General features: G+C 72.6%; 23 protein-coding genes and 1 pseudogene. 15 read left to right on the top strand and 9 right to left on the bottom strand.

Translation table 11 applies throughout. The features are described from left to right. Positions 1–121 precede the first annotated feature (121 nt). Both ACQPZ4_RS32295 and ACQPZ4_RS32290 read left to right on the top strand, forming a co-directional pair. Complete coding sequence (locus ACQPZ4_RS32295) at positions 122–412, top strand: peptidoglycan-binding protein (RefSeq protein WP_433043877.1); 291 nt, start codon at positions 122–124, stop codon at positions 410–412. Positions 413–539: 127 nt separating this feature from the next. Continuing rightward, positions 540–2483 carry an Hsp70 family protein gene (locus ACQPZ4_RS32290; RefSeq protein WP_433043874.1) on the top strand — a complete coding sequence of 648 codons (1944 nt, stop codon included), beginning with the start codon at positions 540–542 and terminating at the stop codon, positions 2481–2483. 32 nt (positions 2484–2515) lie between these two features. On the opposite strand, the gene ACQPZ4_RS32285 is transcribed toward ACQPZ4_RS32290, so the two are convergent. Further along, positions 2516–3259: a hypothetical protein gene (locus ACQPZ4_RS32285; RefSeq protein WP_433043871.1), complete on the bottom strand. Its 744-nt coding sequence runs from the start codon at positions 3257–3259 to the stop codon at positions 2516–2518. 176 nt (positions 3260–3435) lie between these two features. On the opposite strand from ACQPZ4_RS32285, the gene ACQPZ4_RS32280 reads away from it, so the two are divergent. The 3 genes from ACQPZ4_RS32280 to ACQPZ4_RS32270 are packed head-to-tail and all read left to right on the top strand — an operon-like array spanning position 3436 to position 4864. Further along, on the top strand, positions 3436–3912 hold the full coding sequence (locus ACQPZ4_RS32280) for a hypothetical protein (protein WP_433043868.1): 477 nt from the start codon (positions 3436–3438) through the stop codon (positions 3910–3912). 23 nt (positions 3913–3935) lie between these two features. Next, positions 3936–4490, top strand: a complete 555-nt coding sequence (locus ACQPZ4_RS32275) for a hypothetical protein (protein ID WP_433043865.1) — start codon at positions 3936–3938, stop codon at positions 4488–4490. Further along, entirely contained in the window at positions 4487–4864 is a 378-nt protein-coding gene (locus tag ACQPZ4_RS32270; protein ID WP_433043862.1) for a nuclear transport factor 2 family protein, read from the top strand. Before ACQPZ4_RS32275 ends, ACQPZ4_RS32270 begins: the two co-directional genes overlap by 4 nt. A 12-nt stretch (positions 4865–4876) precedes the next feature. Here the strand turns inward: ACQPZ4_RS32270 and ACQPZ4_RS32265 are convergent, their stop codons facing one another. Then, a complete protein-coding gene (locus ACQPZ4_RS32265) occupies positions 4877–5803 on the bottom strand; it encodes a helix-turn-helix transcriptional regulator (RefSeq protein ID WP_433043859.1) in 927 nt (308 codons plus the stop codon). A gap of 53 nt (positions 5804–5856) precedes the next feature. On the opposite strand from ACQPZ4_RS32265, the gene ACQPZ4_RS32260 reads away from it, so the two are divergent. Further along, positions 5857–6387 carry a DUF664 domain-containing protein gene (locus ACQPZ4_RS32260; protein WP_433043856.1) on the top strand — a complete coding sequence of 177 codons (531 nt, stop codon included), beginning with the start codon at positions 5857–5859 and terminating at the stop codon, positions 6385–6387. After that, on the top strand, positions 6384–6731 hold the full coding sequence (locus tag ACQPZ4_RS32255) for a hypothetical protein (protein ID WP_433043853.1): 348 nt from the start codon (positions 6384–6386) through the stop codon (positions 6729–6731). The genes ACQPZ4_RS32260 and ACQPZ4_RS32255 overlap by 4 nt, the downstream gene beginning before the upstream one ends. On the opposite strand, the gene ACQPZ4_RS32250 is transcribed toward ACQPZ4_RS32255, so the two are convergent. Beyond that, positions 6715–7008 carry a hypothetical protein gene (locus ACQPZ4_RS32250; protein WP_433043850.1) on the bottom strand — a complete coding sequence of 98 codons (294 nt, stop codon included), beginning with the start codon at positions 7006–7008 and terminating at the stop codon, positions 6715–6717. The genes ACQPZ4_RS32255 and ACQPZ4_RS32250 overlap by 17 nt on opposite strands. A 209-nt stretch (positions 7009–7217) precedes the next feature. Between ACQPZ4_RS32250 and ACQPZ4_RS32245 the strand changes: the two genes are divergently transcribed. Both ACQPZ4_RS32245 and ACQPZ4_RS32240 read left to right on the top strand, forming a co-directional pair. Next, a complete protein-coding gene (locus ACQPZ4_RS32245; protein ID WP_433043847.1) occupies positions 7218–7886 on the top strand; it encodes a MerR family transcriptional regulator in 669 nt (222 codons plus the stop codon). A gap of 9 nt (positions 7887–7895) precedes the next feature. After that, positions 7896–9014 carry an ankyrin repeat domain-containing protein gene (locus ACQPZ4_RS32240; protein ID WP_433043844.1) on the top strand — a complete coding sequence of 373 codons (1119 nt, stop codon included), beginning with the start codon at positions 7896–7898 and terminating at the stop codon, positions 9012–9014. A 42-nt stretch (positions 9015–9056) separates the two neighbouring features. On the opposite strand, the gene ACQPZ4_RS32235 is transcribed toward ACQPZ4_RS32240, so the two are convergent. Continuing rightward, a complete protein-coding gene (locus ACQPZ4_RS32235; protein WP_433043841.1) occupies positions 9057–10196 on the bottom strand; it encodes a trans-sulfuration enzyme family protein in 1140 nt (379 codons plus the stop codon). A gap of 71 nt (positions 10197–10267) precedes the next feature. Here ACQPZ4_RS32235 and ACQPZ4_RS32230 point away from each other — a divergent pair, with 71 nt between their 5' ends. After that, positions 10268–10882, top strand: a complete 615-nt coding sequence (locus ACQPZ4_RS32230) for an NlpC/P60 family protein (RefSeq protein ID WP_433043838.1) — start codon at positions 10268–10270, stop codon at positions 10880–10882. Positions 10883–10886: 4 nt separating this feature from the next. On the opposite strand, the gene ACQPZ4_RS32225 is transcribed toward ACQPZ4_RS32230, so the two are convergent. After that, complete coding sequence (locus ACQPZ4_RS32225; RefSeq protein ID WP_433043835.1) at positions 10887–11978, bottom strand: ROK family transcriptional regulator; 1092 nt, start codon at positions 11976–11978, stop codon at positions 10887–10889. 46 nt (positions 11979–12024) lie between these two features. Here ACQPZ4_RS32225 and ACQPZ4_RS32220 point away from each other — a divergent pair, with 46 nt between their 5' ends. After that, positions 12025–12639: an HAD family hydrolase gene (locus ACQPZ4_RS32220; RefSeq protein ID WP_433043832.1), complete on the top strand. Its 615-nt coding sequence runs from the start codon at positions 12025–12027 to the stop codon at positions 12637–12639. Here ACQPZ4_RS32220 and ACQPZ4_RS32215 read toward each other — a convergent pair. Continuing rightward, complete coding sequence (locus ACQPZ4_RS32215) at positions 12636–12887, bottom strand: winged helix-turn-helix transcriptional regulator (RefSeq protein WP_433043829.1); 252 nt, start codon at positions 12885–12887, stop codon at positions 12636–12638. The two genes, ACQPZ4_RS32220 and ACQPZ4_RS32215, sit on opposite strands and share 4 nt — an antisense overlap. 43 nt (positions 12888–12930) lie before the next feature. Here ACQPZ4_RS32215 and ACQPZ4_RS32210 point away from each other — a divergent pair, with 43 nt between their 5' ends. Further along, complete coding sequence (locus ACQPZ4_RS32210) at positions 12931–13179, top strand: hypothetical protein (RefSeq protein WP_433043827.1); 249 nt, start codon at positions 12931–12933, stop codon at positions 13177–13179. Positions 13180–13327: 148 nt separating this feature from the next. Here ACQPZ4_RS32210 and ACQPZ4_RS32205 read toward each other — a convergent pair whose 3' ends face one another. Continuing rightward, positions 13328–13813 (bottom strand): hypothetical protein, encoded by a 486-nt coding sequence (locus ACQPZ4_RS32205; RefSeq protein ID WP_433043824.1) that lies wholly within the window; start codon positions 13811–13813, stop codon positions 13328–13330. Between the two features lie 282 nt (positions 13814–14095). Between ACQPZ4_RS32205 and ACQPZ4_RS32200 the strand changes: the two genes are divergently transcribed. Beyond that, positions 14096–14305: a hypothetical protein gene (locus ACQPZ4_RS32200; protein ID WP_433043821.1), complete on the top strand. Its 210-nt coding sequence runs from the start codon at positions 14096–14098 to the stop codon at positions 14303–14305. A gap of 384 nt (positions 14306–14689) precedes the next feature. On the opposite strand, the pseudogene ACQPZ4_RS32195 reads toward ACQPZ4_RS32200, so the two are convergent. Further along, positions 14690–15838 (bottom strand): annotated as a pseudogene (locus tag ACQPZ4_RS32195) (MFS transporter); the annotation flags it as partial. Between the two features lie 118 nt (positions 15839–15956). On the opposite strand from ACQPZ4_RS32195, the gene ACQPZ4_RS32190 reads away from it, so the two are divergent. Then, the gene (locus ACQPZ4_RS32190; protein ID WP_433066743.1) at positions 15957–16736 is read left to right on the top strand and encodes a winged helix-turn-helix transcriptional regulator; all 780 of its coding nucleotides are present in this window, start codon (positions 15957–15959) and stop codon (positions 16734–16736) included. Positions 16737–16796: 60 nt separating this feature from the next. On the opposite strand, the gene ACQPZ4_RS32185 is transcribed toward ACQPZ4_RS32190, so the two are convergent. Next, positions 16797–17531, bottom strand: a complete 735-nt coding sequence (locus ACQPZ4_RS32185) for a phosphotransferase enzyme family protein (RefSeq protein ID WP_433043818.1) — start codon at positions 17529–17531, stop codon at positions 16797–16799. A 192-nt stretch (positions 17532–17723) separates the two neighbouring features. On the opposite strand from ACQPZ4_RS32185, the gene ACQPZ4_RS32180 reads away from it, so the two are divergent. After that, positions 17724–18632 carry a GNAT family N-acetyltransferase gene (locus ACQPZ4_RS32180; RefSeq protein WP_433043815.1) on the top strand — a complete coding sequence of 303 codons (909 nt, stop codon included), beginning with the start codon at positions 17724–17726 and terminating at the stop codon, positions 18630–18632. The last annotated feature ends 15 nt before the right edge of the window (positions 18633–18647 follow it).

The raw sequence follows: 18647 nt of genomic DNA, 5'->3' as shown, positions 1-18647 counted from the left end.
CTGGTACCGCGCGACCGGTACTTCGGTGCCGTGCGGCCGGTACCTCCGGCACCCGATTTCAGGGTCGGTTGACAGGGTTGTCCCGGAGGTCACGCAGGCCTGACCGGCGCACACTCGAAGCATGACCGTTCGCCGCATCTTCACCGTCGTGGGGGCCGCGCTGGCCGGCACCGTCAACGCCACCGACGAGGCCGTGCCGCCCGCCGACCCGCGCGAGGTCCGCGCGCTGCTCGCCGAGCTGGGCCTGGTCCGTCCGGGCGCCTTCGAGGCCGAGGTGCCGCACGCGCTGCGCCGCTTCCAGACCCGCGCCGGCCTGGAACCCGACGGTGTGGCCGGCCCGCGCACGACGCAGGCCCTGGCCCGCTCCGCCCGGGAGGCCCGCCACCTGCGCTCGCTGGGCATGGCCGCTTAGTCGCGCAGCTGTCCGGTGTGCGCGGCCGCGCAAGTGCGGCCACGCTTGTGTCCGGTGTGCGACGGCTGCTCAAGTGCGGCCGAATGCGGGATGCGCTCCGGCTGATCGCAATCTACGTTTCCGAGGCGTGACCTCGTACGCGCTGTCGGTCGACTACGGCACCTCCAACACCGTCGCCGTCCTGCGGTGGCCCGACGGGAGGACGCGGCCGCTGCTGTTCGACGGGTCGCCGCTGCTGCCGTCCGCCGTGTACGCGACGCCCGAGGGCCGGCTGTCCACCGGCCGCGACGCGGTGCACAGCGCGCGGCTCGATCCCACCCGGTTCGAACCCAATCCCAAGCGGCACGTCGACGAGATCGACCTGCTGCTCGGCGGCGCATCGGTTCCGCTCGTGCACGTTGTCGCGGCGACCCTCGCGCGGGTCGCGCAGGAGTCGCACAACGTGGCCGGGGGCGGCGTCGCCGAACTCGTCATGACCCACCCGGCCGAGTGGGGCTCCGCCCGGCGCCAGGTCCTCCTCGACGCGGCCCGGGTCGCGGGCCTGCCGCTGCCGCGCCTGGTGCCCGAGCCGGTCGCCGCCGGCACCTACTTCACCCGGGTGCTCGGGCACGGGGTGGCCGAGGGCGGCTGCGTCGTCGTGTACGACCTCGGCGCCGGCACCTTCGACGCCTCCGTCATCCGGCGCGCGGGCGGCGGGTTCGAGACCCTGGCGTACCGCGGCCTCGACGACGTCGGCGGCGTGGACGTCGACGACCTGGTGGTCCAGCTGATCGGCGCCGTCGTCGGGCCGGGCGCGCCGGACCAGTGGTCGCGCCTGGTCGCACCGCAGTCCCTCGCCGACCGCCGCGCCGCCCGCCAGTTGCGCGACGATGCGCGAATGCTCAAGGAGCGGCTGTCCCGCGAGTCGTCGGCCGCCATCATCGTGCCGATCGTCGACCGCGACCTGCACGTGACGCGCGGCGAGCTGGAGGGCAAGGCGCTCAACCTGGTCGCGCAGACGGTCAACGTCACCACCGCGACGATGAAAGCGGCGCGCGTCCCCCGCGCCGCCATCGCCGGCCTGTTCCTGGTCGGCGGCTCGACCCGGATGCCCCTCATCGCGACCGAACTGCACCGGGCGACGACGATCGCGCCGACGGTACTGGATCAGCCCGAAATGGTCGTCGCGGAAGGCGCCCTGCTCGTCGACGCTCCCGCCGCCGACCCGACTTCGCCTTCGGGCTTCCAGGCCACGCCGGGCGTGCAGTTCACGCCGCCATCAGGCATTCCGGTCACGCCCGGTGGACAGTTCACGCCACCTTCGGGCATCCCGGTCTCGCCGGCGCCGGGCGTGCCGATCGCGCAGCCGCAACCGTCCGTTCCGATCAGCCCCGCGCCGTTCGCTCAGCCGCCGACGGGTGCGCCGATGAGTGCGGTGCCCGTGAGTCCGGTGCCCGCGCCGGCGATGGGGCCGGGTACGCCCATGCCGCTGCCGGACCCGCCCACGGTGCAGGCGCCGGTCACGCCGGTGTGGCCGCAGTGGCACGACGTGTCGATGCGGCGGCCGGCCGAGTTCGTCACCACGCGCGGGTCGATGACCGCCCGCACCGCGCTGCGGTTGCTCCTCGGCGCGGTGTTCTTCGTCGCCGGCACGCTCGGGGGCGGGCTGCTCTTCGGGATCACCGACAGCGAGGTCGCGCCCTGGTTCCTCGCCGGGCCGATCTGGGCGTACGGCGCCGTGTACGTCCTGACGACCGTCGTCCGCCTGGGCACCATGGGCACGCAGGTCAACGCGATGCTGCTCAGCGACGCCGGACTCGCGGTCCACATCGCGGGCCGGCAGCACGTGCTGCTGTGGGAGAAGGTGGCCCTGGCCGAGGTGCGCCGCCGCGGGGTCGACTTCCGCCCGACGCTGCTCGTCAAGCTTCGCGCGGGCGTCACGGTCGCGGACGAGCCGTTCTGGCAGGGCCGCCGCCTCGCCGACGGGCGCCTGCGGGTCGCCGACCTCGCCTCGCTCAACGCCCGCAAAGCCGCCGTTCTGGCCGCCGCCGCGCAGTTCACCGCCGTCCCGAGCGGCGGCCAGCAGCGCTGACCGCCGCCCGGCAACGCCGAGGCGGGAAGGGCCTACGCCGGCGAGACCTCGATCAGGTGCTCCAGGCCCGCGGCCGTGCCGATGGTCAGGCGGTCCTCGGGGTGGTTGAGGTAGTGGTTGACCGCGTCGTGCAGGAACTCGCGGTGCACCGCGCTCGCCTGGAGCTGCAACTGCACCCGCTGCAGGTTCTTCTTGCGCCCGACGCCGCGGCTGGTGACGAGTTCCGGCCAGAGGATGCCCAGCCGGCCCACGCCGAAGACGGTGGGGAGGGGGCCGGACATGATGGCTGCCCACGGTACGTCATGGGTGGTGGTGGCATCGACGACCGTCAGACCGTCGGGGCGCAGGATCAGGCGCCCGGTGCCCCGGATGAGCTCGGTGAGGTAGTAGCCGGCGAGGTAGACGAAGCCCAGCGTCACCGCGAACACCATCCAGGTGAACACGCCCCAGTCATCGTCGTCGTAGATCGTCCCGCACAGCAGGCCCACGATCGGCGGCATGCCGGCGGCGTTGACGGCGAGCCGGAAGTACGACGGCGGCGCCACGAACTCGCCCGGGCGGATCCAGAACGTGCGGGGTTTGTGCCGGCGGCCGCTGTACACGAGTCCGCCGATCGAGACCAGAAGCAGGACGAGAGCCAGCAGTTGCGGCCAGAGCTGGTCGTGCAAGGCCACGTTGACCGGCACGAGAACGATGGCGATACCCCCGACCAGCAGGTAGTACAGCCAGGCGTTGCGCCGGCCTAAGTTGTCTTCCCCGTCCGCACTCTGTGACACCGTGCCCACCTCCTATGCACGGGAATGTATCGGGTCGCCGGATGATCCGCCGCCGCGAATTCGACAAAGCCTAAGGGCAACCAATCGGTACCGCCGCCGCGCCCTACCGGCCCTACCTTTTACGCCTGCCGGATTCGTCACAGCCTGCGCCGCACGTCCCGGTCTAGGGTGCGCACATGGACGATCTGCCCGGCACCGACGACCTGCTGCGCGCCATGGGCGTGCTCGGCATTCCCGGGGATCCGCTGTACATCATGCAGGACCTCGACCCCGATCGGCGCCGCGCACATCTCCTCGCGCACATCACCGCGGCCCTGGTCGACCGGCAGGAGGCGCTGGAGACGCTCGCCGCCCTCGACGTGGAGGACCGCGCCGACCTGCACTGGGCGGCGGACCGCGCCGCGGCCGGCGACGCCGGGGTGGAGCGGCTGCAGACGGCCCGCCTGGCCTGGGTCCAGCACACCGTGGCCCGGCAGCGCGGCCGCCGCCCCGACCCGGTCGCCGACGCCGTGGCCACCACGCTCGGCGTCCTCGCCGAACTGCTCGCCGCCCCGCCCGCGGCGGGCCCCGTCGCGGACGACGCCATCCAGGCCCTGTGCGGCGCGGCCGACCACCTCGGATCGGTCCTGCGGGCGCAGGCCCACCCCGTGTAGCACCCCTTTGCCATCATCGATGCGTGGACGAGATCCGCCCCTCGGAGTACTCGGTCGTGCTCCTCGCACTCCTGCCGCCCGCCGCCGCGGCCGCCTTCCTGCGCGGACTGTGGCTTTCCGACGGCTCTTCGCTTTTGTACGGTTATGTGGCCGGAGGAGTCGCCGCCGGCGCGCTGCTCGCCCCGTACCTGCGCACCCGCCCGATGCTCGTCCGGCGCCTCCCCGTGGGGCTCGTCGCGTTCTGCGCCGCCGCGTTCGGGCTGCAGTTCGGCGACAACGAGCCGTTCCCGCCGGCCGTGGCGATGGCGGTGTGCGGGACCCTCGCCGGCCTGACCCTCGCCGCGACGGGGGTCGCGGCGCTGTGGCTGGCCGGCCGGTACACGGTCGAACTGCGCCACCGCGCGTCGGTCTGCCTCACCTCGGCCGGCGAGCAGGACTTCTACCAGGCCCGCTGCGAGTGCGGCTGGCGCGGCGCCCGGCTCCCGATGACCCACGACGACAACGCCGAGGTCCAGGCCTTCGCCGCCGCGGCCGCGCACAGCCCGCACGTGCGCCAGGGCATCGACCTGGAAATGTGAGCACCCACGACGAGGTCGTGGCGGCCGCGACCGCGCGCGCCGCCGCCCTGGCCGCCCGGGACCGCGGCGCGCTGGAGGCGCTGCTGCACCCGCGCCTGCGCTGGACCACCTACGACGGCCGGGTCCTGGATCGCGCCGCCTACCTGGCCGGCAACACGGCGGGCGAGCTGACCTGGCTGAGCCAGACCCTCGAGGACGTGGACGTCGCGGTGGCCACGGACGCGGTGGCGGTTCTGACGGCGGTCGCGGTCGACGTCGTACGCCGGGGGAGCGGGCCGGCCGAGACGTTCCGGCTCCGGCTGACCCAGACCTGGCTGCGCGAACCGGGCCACGGCTGGCGCTGCCTCGCCGGCCACGCGGGCCCGCGCAGCTGAGCGCCGGCCGCGCTAGGAAGCCGCTGCGGACAGCCGCTTGCCGACGGTCGCCGCGGCCTCCCGGAGCTCGGCCCCGCCCACGATGCGGATGGGCACGGGGAAGGCGGCGAGCTGCTGGACGTACCAGAGGGGATCGCCGGTCGAGGCGAGCAGCCGGCACCGTCGCGGGCCCGCCGCCTCCAGCCGGCCGAGTGAGCGCGGCATGCGCGCTTCGACCTCCGCGAGCGGCGCCTCCACGAGCACTTCGACCGCGAACTCCCACCCGGTGGCGAGCTGCTCCTCGAGCGCCGTCACCGGATCGAGGTCGCCCGGCGGGGTGAACACGGTGTCGAGGACGGTGACCGCGCCGATGCGGTCGACGCGGTACGCGCGGCGGGCGCGGGCGGGGTGGGTGCGGCACAGGAGGTACCAGCGCGAATGGCGCACCACGACCGACCACGGGTCGACGTCCGTCTCGAACGCCGAGCCGGACGCTGAGCGGTATGCGACGCGAATGCGCCGGCGGTTCGAGCAGGCCTGCACGAGCGCGGCGGTGATGTGCGGATCCGCGCGGTCCGGCGGCCCCGGGTGCGTCGCCGCGGACTGCAGCACCGACGCGGCGGGCGCGGCGACCGGCTCCGGCAGTGCGCGCAACAGCTTGCCCAGCGCCCCGTCGGCGGCGGCGTCGCGCTGCCCGCCGAGCACGGCCATGACCAGCCCGAGCGCCTCGTTCGCCGTGAACAGCAGCGGCGCCGGCCGCAGCCCGCGCCCGACCCGGTACCCGCCGTACGGTCCGCGCTCCGACTCAACCGGAATGCCCGCCTCGCGCAACATGGCCACGTACCGCCGCGCCGCGCGTTCGCTCACGCCCAGCCGTTCGCTGATGCGCGCCGCGGTGATTCCGGGCGCGTTCTGCACCATTTCGAGCGTCAACAGCGCACGCGAGACCGGCGAATCCACGCGCTCATTGTTCCGGAAGCCGATCGTCCGGAACACCGCCTACGGTGTTGCGCATGGATGAGCCCAAGCCCGACGCCGGCGAGGCCGAGCTGCTGTTGTTCGCCCTCGAACGTTCCCGAGCCGCGTTCGCCTGGAAGACCGGCGGCCTGGACGCCGAGGCCCTGACCCGCGCGTTCCCACCCTCGTCGATGACCCTGGGCGGCCTGATCAAGCACCTGGCGGCCGTCGAGGAGCGCTACACGATCGACTTCACCGGCCGCCCGCCCGGCCCGCCCCTCGACTCCGAGGAGGCGCTCACGGACCACAACTGGGTCTGGCGGAGCGCCAGGAACGACCAGCCGCAGCAGTTGTACTCCCTGTGGCAATCGTCCGTCGCCCGCTCACGCACCGCGATGCGCGCGGTCCTGTCCTCGAACGACGCCCTGAACCGCCCGGCGGAGTACACGGCGTACGACTCCGGCGAACACCCCAACCTGCGCCGGATCCTGATCGACCTGCACGACGAGTACGCGCGCCACAACGGCCACGCCGACCTCATGCGCGAGGCGATCGACGGCCTGATCGGCCAGGACCCGCCCGAATGAGCACGCCGCTCGCCTGGATCGAGCGCTACGCGGCGGCCGACGACCGCGAGCGAGCGGCGCTTCGTGCGCAGTTCGCCCGCGACCCGTCCGCCCGCGCGGCGGTGCTGCTGCCGCGCGATTGGCGCACCCCGGAGGAGTTCCGTGCGCGCCTGATCCTGCTGTGCCTGCGCGACCAGGCCGACGACACCCGCGACGAGCTGCTGGCGCTCAAGGCGCTGTGCGACCGCGCGCGCGAACTGGGCATCGACCCGGCCCCGCACCTGCGCGAATCGGCGTCCATGGCCGGCGACGTCGACCACTACGGCATGGGCTCGTGGCGCAGCCTGCTCAACCGAACTGTCTGAGTGCGCGCCGCGCCTCGTGCCGTTCGCGCCGGCGTTCCGCACGGCAGAACGCGCTCCATTCGCGGGCGCCGCGACGCTCACAGCGGCGGAACCAGTACGAGGCGGTGCCACCCCAATGACAACCCGCGCGCTTCTCGCCGAGCGCTGCGGTCACAGGGCTGATCTCGGCCGGCAGCGTGCACGGCCCAAATCGGTGATCGTGCACGGGCCGGCACGCCCGCATCGGGGCGTCGGCCATCTGGACCCACCAGGGTCGGGTCTTGTCGGTCCTGCTCACGGCGGGCACCTTCCGGCTCCGCGACGCCCCGGGCCGGGGCCGTCGTCAGATCGGATGCACCGCGTTCACCACCATTCCGGCAGTACCGTTGGAATTGAAGGGCATAACTCTAGCCACGGCGATATCTGTTGGCCATAGACGATGATGGCAGAGTTTTCCTGGACGAACCGCCGGGTCGCGGTGCGCACGTGGAACACTACGCTTCGCACATGACGGCCGAGAGTCCGCGCTACACGGTGGAGGAGCTGGCCGCCAAGGTCGGCATGTCGCCGAGGAACATTCGCGCGCACCAGACGCGCAACCTGCTCGGCGCTCCGGTCCGCCGCGGCCGCACCGCGTACTACGACGACAGCCACGTCCGGCGGCTCGAGGCCATCAAATCGTTGCAGCGCCAGGGGTACAACCTCGTGGCCATCGAGGCCATCCTGGGCGTGCGCACCCCGGAACCGGCCGGCGACGGGCTGCACACGTTGCTGCAACGCATCGGCCGCGAACAGCCCGTCCTGGTCCAGGCGCTCGCCCGGCACGGCGTACTCGCGCACGCGGAGGACGGCAGCGTGCAGATGGTCCGCGCACGGCTCATGCGCACCGTGGTCGAACTGAACAGGGCGGGCGTGCACACCGTACCGTCGCTGCAGGTTCTGGCCGAGGTCCTCGACCGATTACGGATCGTCGCCGAGGACCTGGTCCGCACCACCGGCCAGCGCCTCGTCGACGGCTCACCCACCCTGCGCGCGGAGGCCACCGCCACCTGGGACAACCTCGAAGGCACCGCGGACGCCCTGGCCACCGGCATGATCCACCTTCTCGCCGAGGCGTTCCGCACGGTTCTGGAGAACCTCGCCGCGTCCCCGGTGGCCACGGTCGACAACGGTTAGGCTCCGAACGTGTTGACCGACGCGGACCTGCGCATCGCGCGCGACGCGGGCATCGCCGTCTACGCGGGCCGGCTCATTCTCGATGCGCGAACGCCCATCACCGACGCCGTTCTCGCGCAGGTTCAAGCCAAAACCGCGCATCCGGTACCGCATGAGCTCGTCTCCTTGTGGCGCACCTCCTTCGGCGGCCGGCTCGACTACGACCTGCGCGCCGACCTCGGCGGCGTCGACGTGCCGCTGTCGTGCACCGAGCTGTTCCATCCGGACAGCGACGGCTATCGCGACCTGTGGGGCTGGATCGACCACGAGCGCGAGATCGGCGACGTCGAGCGGCTCGAGTGGCTGCCGTTCGCCGGCTTCGAGTACCTCGACCGCGTCTACGCGGGCCGCGACGGCATCGTCGCCTGGCAGCAGGGCCTGCCCCCGGCCTGGGAGATCCGCCCTGGCGACCGCGCCGGCCGGATCGCGGACAGCGTCGACGACCTGTTCGCGCAGCTCGCCCTGGAACGCGACCCGTGGTCGGACGAGGACCCCGACACCGGCGAGAGCCTGCGCGACGCCGTGGACGACCTGGACGCGAACGGACATCCCGACCTCGCGCACAAACTGCGCACGCTCGTCCGGAGCGCGGTGCTCGACTGGCGCGCGGCGGTCGAGTCCGGCGCCGTGCGCACCGATCGGCGCCTGCGCCGCCTGGCCCTGCACAACGCCGCCGCGCACGACGACGTCCGTTTGCTCGACCGGCTCGCCGCGCTGGGCGTCGACCCCGCCGAGGAGGTCGGTTCGAGCCTGACCCCGATCGACGTGGCGGTCCAGCGCGGCGGTGCGCGGGCCGCGCAATGGCTGCTCGCGCGCGGCGTACCGGTCACGAACGCCCTGCGCGTCGGTGCGCATGCGGTCACCCTGGAATTGGCGCGCGAACTGCTCGCCCGCGGCGCCCGGCCGAGCCTGGAGGCGGCGGCCGGGGCGGTGCGCAACCCCGACCTGGCGGTGCTCGAACTGCTCGCCGAGCACACCCCGGACCGCGCGGCCGTCGCCAGACGACTGCGGGACCTGGCCCAGTGGTCCAAGGTGGACAACACCCGCGCCGCCGCGTTGCGCGACCTGGCCCGGCGGCTGGGGGCGTAGCGGCGCGCCGTCGCGCTCGCGGTGCCGCGGTTCCACCCGACCTCAGGGGAGCGCGGCCACCAGGTCGGCGATGATGTCCTCCGGCTCCTCGAGGCCCACCGACAGCCGGAGCATCGCCGGGTCGATGCCGCCGGCCGTGTTGCCGTGGGTGAACAGCAGGCTCACCGGGTGCGTGATGAGCGTTTCCGTGCCGCCCAGGCTCACGGCGTTGCGCGCGAGTGTCGTGTCGCGCAGGACCGACATGGCGGCGTCGGCCGAGGCGACCGTGAACGACAGCATGCCGCCGAAACCGGCCATCTGCCGTTGCGCGAGCGCGTGCTGCGGGTGGCTCGGCAGGCCCGGATAGTGCACCGCCGTCACCGCCGGATGCGCGGCCAGGGCCTCGGCGACCGCCTGGCCGTTGGCGTTGTGGCGGGCCATGCGCAGCGGGAACGTGCGCAGTCCGCGCGCCAGCAGCCAGGCCTCGAACGGATGGCACGTCGGTCCGAGCACGCGCGCGGTGTCCCAGGCGCGGTCGATGAGCTCGCCGCGGCCGGTGAGCACGCCGGCGGTGACGTCGCTGTGGCCGTTGAGGTACTTCGTCGCCGACTGCACGACCAGGTCCACGCCGAGGTCGAGCGGGCGGGTGTTGAACGGCGAGGCGAAGGTGTTGTCCACGACGAACAGGGCGCGCGGTGCCGCATCGCGCACGGCCGCCAGGTCCGTGAGCACCATGGCCGGATTGCTCGGCGTCTCGGCGTACACGATGTCGGTCGTGTCGTCGACGGCGTCCTGCAGGGCCTCCTGCGGTACCAGCGAAACCTCCACGCCGTAGGTCGGCAGCACGTCCCGGAGCAGCGTCAGGGCCGCCGTGTAGTGGTTGGTCTGGGCGACGATCCGGGTGCCGGCGCGCACGTTCGACAGCAGTGCGGCGCTCACCGCGGCCATCCCGCTGCCGACGAGCAGCGCGCGCTCGGCGCCGTCGAGGTCGGCGAGCATGGCCTCGGCCTCGGCGGCGTTCGGGGAGCCGTACCGCGTGTAGTACCCGACCGGCGCCACCGCCTCGGCGATCTGAGCAGCCTCGGACGTTCGCGGGAGTTCATATGTGCTCGTTTGATAGACCGGCGTGGTCACCGGCGTGCCGCCTGGGCGCGCGGGAATGTCCGGATGCAACAGGCGGGTCATGCTCGGGCGGATCTCCATGGCCCCAGTATCCGGCCGGCCGGGATGCCCGATTTGCCACGTACGAGAGGTTTCTTCGTTATGTTGCCTGCATGCGACATAGACGGATCAGCGCGGTGCTCCTGGCTCTGGCCTTGGCGGCGGTACCGCAGCAGGCGTTCGCAGCCGACGCACCGCAGACGATCGTGGTGCGGCCCGGCGACACGCTCTGGGGGCTCGCGCACCGCAACGGCACGACGGTCGAGGACCTGCAGCGGCTGAACAATCTCGGCACGTCCACGCTCATCCGGATCGGCCAGACGCTCGTGCTGCACGACGACGCGGCGGCGATTCGGGCGCGCAAGACGGCCACCGCCATCGGGTACGCCAGGGCGCAGGTCGGCAAGCCGTACAAGTTCGCCACCGAGGGCCCGGACACGTTCGACTGCTCCGGTCTGGTCATGATGGCCTGGTCGGCGGCCGGCGTGCGCCTGCCCCGCGTCACCTACGACCAGATCAAGGTGGGCGAGCGCGTCACCCGCGACCGCCTGGTCCCCGGCGACCTGGTCTTCACGAACAACGGCGGACATGTCGAGTTGTACATCGGCGGCGACCAAGTCGTGAACGCCGGTCACACGGGCGTGTCCGTGCATCTGCAGGACCTGCCGCGCGATGCGCAGATCGTCGCGTACGTGCACCTGACCGACGCGCAACTCGCCGTCGCGTAACTGTTTACCGGCGCGCGACGAGGTCCTCCAGAATCCCGGCGAACGCGGACTCGGCGGCGCCGACGGCCGGACCGTCCGAGCCCAGCGCCGCGGGCAGGATCGGCGGGAGTTCGGCGCGGCGCCACGACATGGCCGCTCGCCGCACGGCTTCCGAGAAGCTTGGGTATTTGAGCAGGTCCGCGCCCAGCCCGCCGAGCGTCACCACCGCCGGGTCGAGGGCGTTCAGCAGCGCCCCGACGCCCCGCCCGAGCGCGGCGGCGGCGGACGCGGCGGCGGCGTGAGCGGCCGGAGCCCCGGATCGGGCGGCGGCGAGCACCTCGTCGGCGAACAGCCGGGGGTCGGCGGGCGGTGGCCGATCGAGTGAACGCGCCATCGCCCGCCCGTCCACGGTCACGTCCCAGCAGCCGTACGCGCCACATGGACACGCCAGCGCCGGATCGCCGAACGGCACATGCCCGAATTCGGCCGCTCCCGGGGCCGGCGCGCCGTCGATGAGCACCACCCCGCCGACGCCGACCTCGACCGTGAGGTGCAGCGCGACCGCGTGCCCGCGCGCGGCTCCGCGCAGGGCCTCGGCCACGCCGGCCAGGGCCGCGTCGTTGCCGACGGTCAGCGGCAGCCCGAGACCGAGCACCGACAGGTCGACGTCGCGCCACTTGAGCGTCGCCGCCTGCACGACGGTCGTGCCGCGCACCGTCGCCGGAACGGAGACGGCCACCGCGGCGAGCCGATCGCGCGGCAGAGCGCGCAACGCCGCGGCGATGTCGCGCAGGACGGTTTCCGGCGCACCCGAGTGGCGGTGCGGCGGCGCAGGCGCCAGCTCGCCGCCGATCGCCGCGGTCGTGACCCGCCAGGCGGCATGCGTCAGCTCGACGACGGCCACGAGCGGCCCCGAAGGATGCGGTACGAGCACCGTCGTCGGCCGCCCCCGCCCGCCGCTCGGCGCCGCGACCTCGGCGAGCAGTCCGGCCGCGCGCAACCGCCCCATGATCTCGGTCGCGGAACCGCTCGACATGCCCAGACGCGCAGCCGCTTCCGCCCGGGTCACGCCCGGATGCGCATGTGCGAACCGCAGCATCCCTAGGGCATTGCGCATGCGTCGAATATACTCGAACAGCGAGTTAAATCATGGAGGGGCGGCAATGGGACGTTTCGCGGCGGTACTGCTCGACATGGACGGCACCCTCGTCGACTCCGACGCCGCCGTCGAGCGCGCCTGGATCACGTGGGCCGGCGAGGCGGGCGTCGGCGTCGAGGACATCCTGCCCCGCATGCACGGCAACCCGGCGCTGACCACGATCCGCGCCGTGCGCCCCGACCTCGACCCCCCGGCGGCGGAGCGGGCGGCGCTGCGGCAGATGGAGCTGCAGTACGCCGACCTGCACGACGTCGTCCCCACCCCCGGCACCGACGAGCTGCTCGCGGCCATGCGCGAGCTCGGCCTGCCCTGGGCCGTGGTCACCAGCGCCGACAAGCAGCTCGCGGCGGCCCGCCTGGGCGCGGCCGGCATCACGCCGCCGCTGCTGGTCACGGTCGAGGAGACGCCGCGGGGCAAGCCGCACCCGGACCCGTACCTCGTGGCCGCCGCCCGCCTCGGCGTCAAGCCGGGCGACTGCCTGGTGGTCGAGGACTCCCAGCCGGGCATCGACGCCGGCCGCGCCGCCGGGTGCACGGTCGCCGCCCTGCGCGGCCTGGACGCGGACATCCGCCTCGACTCGCTCGCCGACCTTGCGCGTCTGCTGCGCGCCGAGGCTTAGGCCGTGATGGCCGCGCCCGTTCGCTCGGCGCGCGCGGTGCCCCAGTCGTAGAGTGCCTGCAGGACCGGGGCGAGGCTGCGGCCCTCCTCGGTGAGCGCGAACTCCACGTGCGGCGGGTCGGTGCCCAGGTCGATGACGTCCAGCGACAACGGTATTCCGACCAGGCGGCGTTCGAGCACCTCACCGACGTCTTCTACCGCACGGTCCAGGCCGACGAGGTCCTGCGCCCAGTCTTCGCCCACATGCACGAGGAACACCCGCGGTTCCGACCAGCGCGGCGGCTACCCGCACATGCTGGGCAAACACCTGGGCCGCGCGATCACCGAGCCCCAGCGGCGGCGCTGGCTGGAGCTCATGATGGACGCCGCCGACGAGGCCGGCCTGCCCACGGACCCCGAGTTCCGGGCCGCGTTCGTGGGCTACCTGGAGTGGGGCACCCGGCTGGCCGTGAGCAACTCGCAGCCGGGCGCCCAACCGCCACACGCGGCGCCGGTCCCGCACTGGGGCTGGGGCGTCGCCCCGCCGTACCGGCCGTCATGAGAGAGGCCCTGCTGCCGGTGCTGTTCGGGGTGCCGACAGCAGGATTCGCCCTGGCCTACATCGGCGCGGCGTCATCGGCCCCCGTCTGAACCGATGGTGTCGCCCTACCCCGGTCCCACGCACGCCGCCGCCCACCGGTTCAGCGGCGTCAGGGGATCGTGGGTAGACCCCGGTCGTAGATCTGGACGAACTGCTGGTGCACCCACAGGATGCGGCCGTCGGGTCGGACCACCTTGCGCAGATCGGCGAGGGTGATGTCCTGCTCGCGCAGCATCGCGTGGAGGGTTCTCAGCGTGGCACCCTCGGCGAAGACCGGCTGCTGCCCTTCCTCGCCGCCGGTGTGCTCGTCGGCGGTGAACTGACCCGCGGCGTCGGCGGCGAGCTTCAGGGTTTCGTTGGCCAGGGCCACCTGCTCCTCGACCGCTTTCCACTGGGTGTCGTCGAGGTTGAGCTTGAGGTCCGCCAGGCCGACCCCGACGAGCGGCTTGAGCAGGACCGACGTCAGCTTGAGCAGCGGGACGGCGCGGGTCCACCATTCCCCCGGCACCTCGACGTCGTAGACACCGGCGTCGGCGCGCGCCCGCAGGACGTGGACGGGTTGGAGGGCGTGCTCGCAGTACAACGTGAGGCGCATCCTGGTCGTGGTCCACTGTGGACGCCGGAATGAGCGGTCGAGCGGGACGAGGGCCCGGCCAGAACCGCTCGACGCAGTAGCGCACTTCCTCGACGATCTGCCGGAGGTACGTCACGGCGTCCGGGCCCCGCACCTGAACCTGCACGCCATGCCCGGCCCGGATCGTGAGCAGGGCACGGGCGGGCCCGACCCGGAGACAATGCAGCCGTTCGGGCGAGGGATTCCGGCTGTTCCCGGACACCGTCGTGGAGCGGCACGCGTCGGCGCTGGTACCGTCCTGCCATGGCCCGTCGGCGTCCGGTGCTCACCGCGGTGGTCTATGTCGCCGTGACCGTGGTGGTGCTCGTGCTCGGTGGGGCGTTCGTGAGCACCTCGCTCCTCCGGGGTGAGGTGGAGCACGTGGTGGTGCGCGTCGGCGGTGCGATGCTGCTGCTCGGCCTGGCGTGGCTCGTCGTCAAGGCAATGCGGAGCCGCGTGAGGGGCCGGGATTAGGGGTCCGTTTGCCGGGCGTCGCTAGACTCGGTTCGCATGACGACTCTGACTACGACGCTGGCTCGTAGGTTTGCCGTGGCCACTGCCGCCATTGTGATCGGGATCGGCGGGCTCTCCGCCTGCAGTTCGGACAACGTCGACTGCACCACCGACGCCTGTACCGTCACGTTCGACCGCGGGGTCGAGGCCGAGTCCTCGGTGCTCGGGGTCGACGTCAAGCTGGTCGGGGTCGAGAACGGGCAGGTCAAGCTCGACGTCGCCGGGACCGTCGTCAGTGTGCCCGTCGACGGGAGCACGCAGGCGCAGGGGTTCGACATCTCCGTGCAGAAGGTCACCGACGCCGAGGTCGTCGTGCGCATTCAGACCAGCTGAGCGGATGCGCGCACTGCTCAACAGGGCGAGCGGGGCCAGTACCGTGGCCGCGGCGAACACCGCCAGGGCTGTGCGCGCACCGGCGAAGTCCGCGAGGAAGCCGGCCAGGACGCCGCCGACCGGGATGGCGCCCCACGACACGAAACGAACGGTCGCGGCGACCCTTGGCAGCAGTGACGGCGGGGTCGCCAGCTGTCGATAGGTGCGCGTGGTGACGCTCAGAACGCACACGCCGGCCGCGAAGACGACGTTGCCGAGCGTGAAGGTGGCGTAGGAGGCATAACCGGTACCGATGGGGATGGTTGCCGCTCCTAGAACGGCCACCAGGGACGCGGCGATGAGGGCGCGGCCGTTGTTGAACCGGGCGGCGAGCGCGGCGCCGACCAGCGAGCCGGCGCCCTCGGCCGCGAGCAGGAACCCGACGAGGCCCGGCGGGGTGTGCAGGTCGCGGACGAGGTAGAGCGGGAACAGGGCCAGCTGCGCGCCGCACACGAAGTTGACGGCCGTCGCGGTCCACATGCCGGGGCCCATGACCGGGTGGCGGGCCACGAAGCGCCAGCCCTCGGCGATCATGCGGCGCGTCGGCGGCCAGGACTCCGGCGCGGGGGTGCGCCGCGGCGGCAGGGTGCGCGTGAGCACCGCCGAGACGAGATAGCTCACGGCGTCGGCGAACAGGGTGAACACCGGGCCGATCGACTGTACGAGCAGGCCGCCCGCCGACGGCCCGCCCAGCTGGACGACGGCGTCGGTGGCCGAGTTGAGCGAGTTGCGCGCCTGCAGCTGTTCGCGGGGGACGATCGCGGGCAGGAAGGTCGCGGTGGCCACCCCGAACACGACCGTGGCCAGGCTCACGAGCAGCGCGACGACGATGAGTTGCGCGATCGTGAGCACATCGAGGTACCACGCGACCGGAATGGACACGATCGCCACCGCGCGCACGACGTCCATGACGATCTGCGTCTCGCGCAACGGCAGCCGCTGCACGAGCACGCCCGCGGGCATGCCGATCAGCAGCCACGCCGCGTAGCCGGCGGCCGCGACCAGGCCCATCTCGACCGGGCTCGCATCGAGCACGGTCAGGGCCGTCAGCGGCAGCGCGACCGCACTGATCGCGGAGCCGGCCGAGCTGGCCGCGAACGCCGACCACCAGCGCCAGAACATCTCGCACCCCCGTTCGCCGATGGCGAGTCCGTTCCAGATTGGAACTCACTATAATGCATGGGTGCGCCACGAAGAACTGGCCGATGCGGACTGCGGGATCGCGCAGGCCCTCGGCGTCATGGGCGACTGGTGGACGTTTCTGATCGTTCGCGACATCGCCGGTGGCACCACGCGCTTCGACGCGCTCACCCGCGCCCTCGGCGTCAGCCGGCGCGCCCTGACCGAGCGGCTCGGCACGCTGGTCGAGCACGGCGTTCTGGAGCGGCGGCCGTACTCGCAACATCCCCCGCGGCACGACTACGTCCTCACGGCCAAGGGCGAGGGCCTGCTGCCCGTGCTCGTCGCGCTGCAGGACTGGGGCTCGCGGCACGTGATGGGCGACGGCTCACTGGACGCCATCGGCACGGAGGCCGAGGCCAGGCGGGTCCACGCGCTCGAGGGCCGGACCGTGCCCGGGATGACGAACCAGGACTGGACGGTTTTGTACTGTTTCCCCGGCGCCTTCGCACCGGGTGCCGGAGGCTACCCGGAGGGCTGGGGCGACATTCCGGGCGCCACCGGCTGCACGCTCGAATCGCTCACATACGCGCAGCGCGAGCCGGCGTTCCGCGCCCTCGGCGCGCGCGTTCGCGGGGTGAGCACGCAGCGGCCGGACCAGCTGCGGGCGTTCGCGGAGCATGCGCGGTTGCCGTTTCCGCTCCTGTCCGATCAGGACACCCGGCTGGCGGGGACGCTGCGGCTGCCCACGTTCCGGGTCGCCGGTACGGATCGGTTCAAGCGCCTGACGCTGCTGCTCGATCCGGGCGGGGTGGTGCGGGCGGTGCAGTTCCCCATCACGGATCCGGCGGGCTCGGTCGACGCGATGCTCGACCTGCTGCGGAATTCGGCCGCTCGGTGATGCGCGAACGCGGCGCTCGGTGATGCGCGCATCGACGCGCTCGGTGATGCGTGTCGGTGGTCAGATCGGCCGGACCTCGGCGAGCCGTTTCCTGGAGAAGTCGTCGTCCCAGCAGACGGCGGCCTCCCACGCCGCCGACGCCTGGGCGGCAACGTCGTAGGCGTCGTCGTCGAGTCCGGCGGCGTTGCCGGGCAGCACCAGGTCGAGCTCGGGAACGTCGACGTGTGACTCGTCCCAGTCGATCAGCCCGACCCGGTCGGCGGTGACGCGGACGTTGCCGAGGTTGTTCGCGTCGCCGTGCACGACACAGGCCGGCCGCCCGGCGAGGCGTGCCCACGCCGCCCGGCACCGTGCGACGCCCTCCTGCGGCATCCTTCGCAGGTCGACCCTGGTTCCGGTCTCGGCGTGCAGGAGGTCGGCCGACGATCGCCAGCCGGGGCGCTGCGGCCAGTCCCGCGTGAGGCGATGCACCTCGCGCAGCGCGGCGGCCGCGCGGCGCCAGTCGTCCTTCGTCTCCGGCGGGCCGCCCTCCACGTAGGTCATCACGACCAGGCCGTCGACGAACCGCCGGCCGTCCTTGGTGGGGATCGGCGCCGGTACGGTCAGGCCCTCGCGATCGAGGTACACGAGGAGCTCGGTCTCCCAGGCGAGGTCCGCGTCGCTCCTGGTCCCCAGGCGAGCGACGCACAGCCGGCCGTCGACGCGCACGCTCCACACGTCGTTGGCCACGCCCCCGGAGAGCCGTTCGACGCGCGCAGCGTCCTCGCCCCACTGCGCGAGTGCGTCCCAGCCCATTGACGGGATCTTACGGCGTATCGAACCCGCGCGCGTGCGCGTTTGCGCGCGTGCGCCGTGGGTCCGTGGCCGAAAATGGCGTTGCGGGCGGCGGAGTGAACCGATATGAACGTCAGCGGCGACGAGTGATCGCCAGGAAGGAGGCGCCGGCCATGTCCGCAGTCCGTGCTCTTCGCATTGGAGTAGCCACACATGCACGTCACCTTCCGCCCGCTTGCCGGGGCTGAGGAACTTCCGCTTTTTCTGCAGTTTCCGTACGAACTGAACGACGAGGTCGGCGACGATCTCGTGCGCGGCAACCGGCGGCCCGGGTGGCTCTGGATCGCCGAGCGTGACGGCGCGGTGGTCGCCCGCGCCGGGTGGTGGTCCCGGCCCGGGGCGGCCGAGCCGTACCTGATGGACTTTCTCGACTTCGCGCCCGGGCAGGACGACGCCGCGGAGGCGCTCGTCCGCGCGGCGCTCGATGTGCTTGTGCCGCAAGGGAAAACGCCGCCGGAGTACCTGCGGTTCGTGCCGCCGGACTGGCGGGACGACGATGCGGTGCCGCACCGGATGGCCGTGCTTGAGCGGCTCGGCGCCCGCCTGCTCGTCGAGCGGCGGCGGCTCGAATGGCGGCCGGGCACGGCGATCGCGCCGGATGACGGGCGGCTCGTGTTCCGGAGCTTTGCCGGTACCGACGAGGCCTTGGATCTTATGACCCGGACCGTCGCGGGCACCTTGGACGCGCACCATCGCGCGGACCTTGCGCGCATGAGCGAGCGCGCGGTGGCCGAGGAGCACCTGCACGGGGAGCTCGAGCGCTATTCGAGCCCGCAGGAGTGGTGGCGGGTCGCGACGCTGCCCGGTGGTGAGCCGGTCGGGTTCGTGTTCCCGGCGCGCAACGACTACGGGCCGATCCTCGCGTACATCGGGGTGCTGCCCGAGCATCGCGGGCACGGCTGGATCGATCCCATTCTCGCGGAGGGGACGCGTATCCTGGCGGCCCACGACATTCCGCGCATCCGGGCGAGCACCGACGTCGGCAACGTGCCGATGGCCAGGGCGTTCGCGCGTGGCGGGTACGTCAACTACCAGAACCAGATCGACATGACCTGGGAGTAGCGTGCGGATCCGACC

This window comes from Dactylosporangium sp. CS-033363 (genome assembly GCF_050942475.1).
Lineage (GTDB): Bacteria > Actinomycetota > Actinomycetes > Mycobacteriales > Micromonosporaceae > Dactylosporangium.
The sequence above is the reverse complement of the archived record's forward strand: the minus strand, read 5'-3'. Positions and strand labels throughout refer to the sequence as shown.

Excerpts from the sequence above, each read along its gene's own strand:
- ACQPZ4_RS32180 (WP_433043815.1), top strand. The coding sequence starts at position 17,724 with ATGCACGTCACCTTCCGCCCGCTTGCCGGGGCTGAGGAACTTCCGCTT.
- ACQPZ4_RS32190 (WP_433066743.1), top strand. The coding sequence starts at position 15,957 with ATGGGCGACTGGTGGACGTTTCTGATCGTTCGCGACATCGCCGGTGGC.
- ACQPZ4_RS32235 (WP_433043841.1), bottom strand. The coding sequence starts at position 10,196 with ATGGAGATCCGCCCGAGCATGACCCGCCTGTTGCATCCGGACATTCCC.
- ACQPZ4_RS32230 (WP_433043838.1), top strand. The coding sequence starts at position 10,268 with ATGCGACATAGACGGATCAGCGCGGTGCTCCTGGCTCTGGCCTTGGCG.
- ACQPZ4_RS32220 (WP_433043832.1), top strand. The coding sequence starts at position 12,025 with ATGGGACGTTTCGCGGCGGTACTGCTCGACATGGACGGCACCCTCGTC.
- ACQPZ4_RS32280 (WP_433043868.1), top strand. The coding sequence starts at position 3,436 with ATGGACGATCTGCCCGGCACCGACGACCTGCTGCGCGCCATGGGCGTG.
- ACQPZ4_RS32210 (WP_433043827.1), top strand. The coding sequence starts at position 12,931 with ATGCTGGGCAAACACCTGGGCCGCGCGATCACCGAGCCCCAGCGGCGG.
- ACQPZ4_RS32200 (WP_433043821.1), top strand. The coding sequence starts at position 14,096 with ATGGCCCGTCGGCGTCCGGTGCTCACCGCGGTGGTCTATGTCGCCGTG.
- ACQPZ4_RS32255 (WP_433043853.1), top strand. The coding sequence starts at position 6,384 with ATGAGCACGCCGCTCGCCTGGATCGAGCGCTACGCGGCGGCCGACGAC.
- ACQPZ4_RS32295 (WP_433043877.1), top strand. The coding sequence starts at position 122 with ATGACCGTTCGCCGCATCTTCACCGTCGTGGGGGCCGCGCTGGCCGGC.
- ACQPZ4_RS32185 (WP_433043818.1), bottom strand. The coding sequence starts at position 17,531 with ATGGGCTGGGACGCACTCGCGCAGTGGGGCGAGGACGCTGCGCGCGTC.
- ACQPZ4_RS32260 (WP_433043856.1), top strand. The coding sequence starts at position 5,857 with ATGGATGAGCCCAAGCCCGACGCCGGCGAGGCCGAGCTGCTGTTGTTC.
- ACQPZ4_RS32225 (WP_433043835.1), bottom strand. The coding sequence starts at position 11,978 with ATGCGCAATGCCCTAGGGATGCTGCGGTTCGCACATGCGCATCCGGGC.
- ACQPZ4_RS32205 (WP_433043824.1), bottom strand. The coding sequence starts at position 13,813 with ATGCGCCTCACGTTGTACTGCGAGCACGCCCTCCAACCCGTCCACGTC.
- ACQPZ4_RS32245 (WP_433043847.1), top strand. The coding sequence starts at position 7,218 with ATGACGGCCGAGAGTCCGCGCTACACGGTGGAGGAGCTGGCCGCCAAG.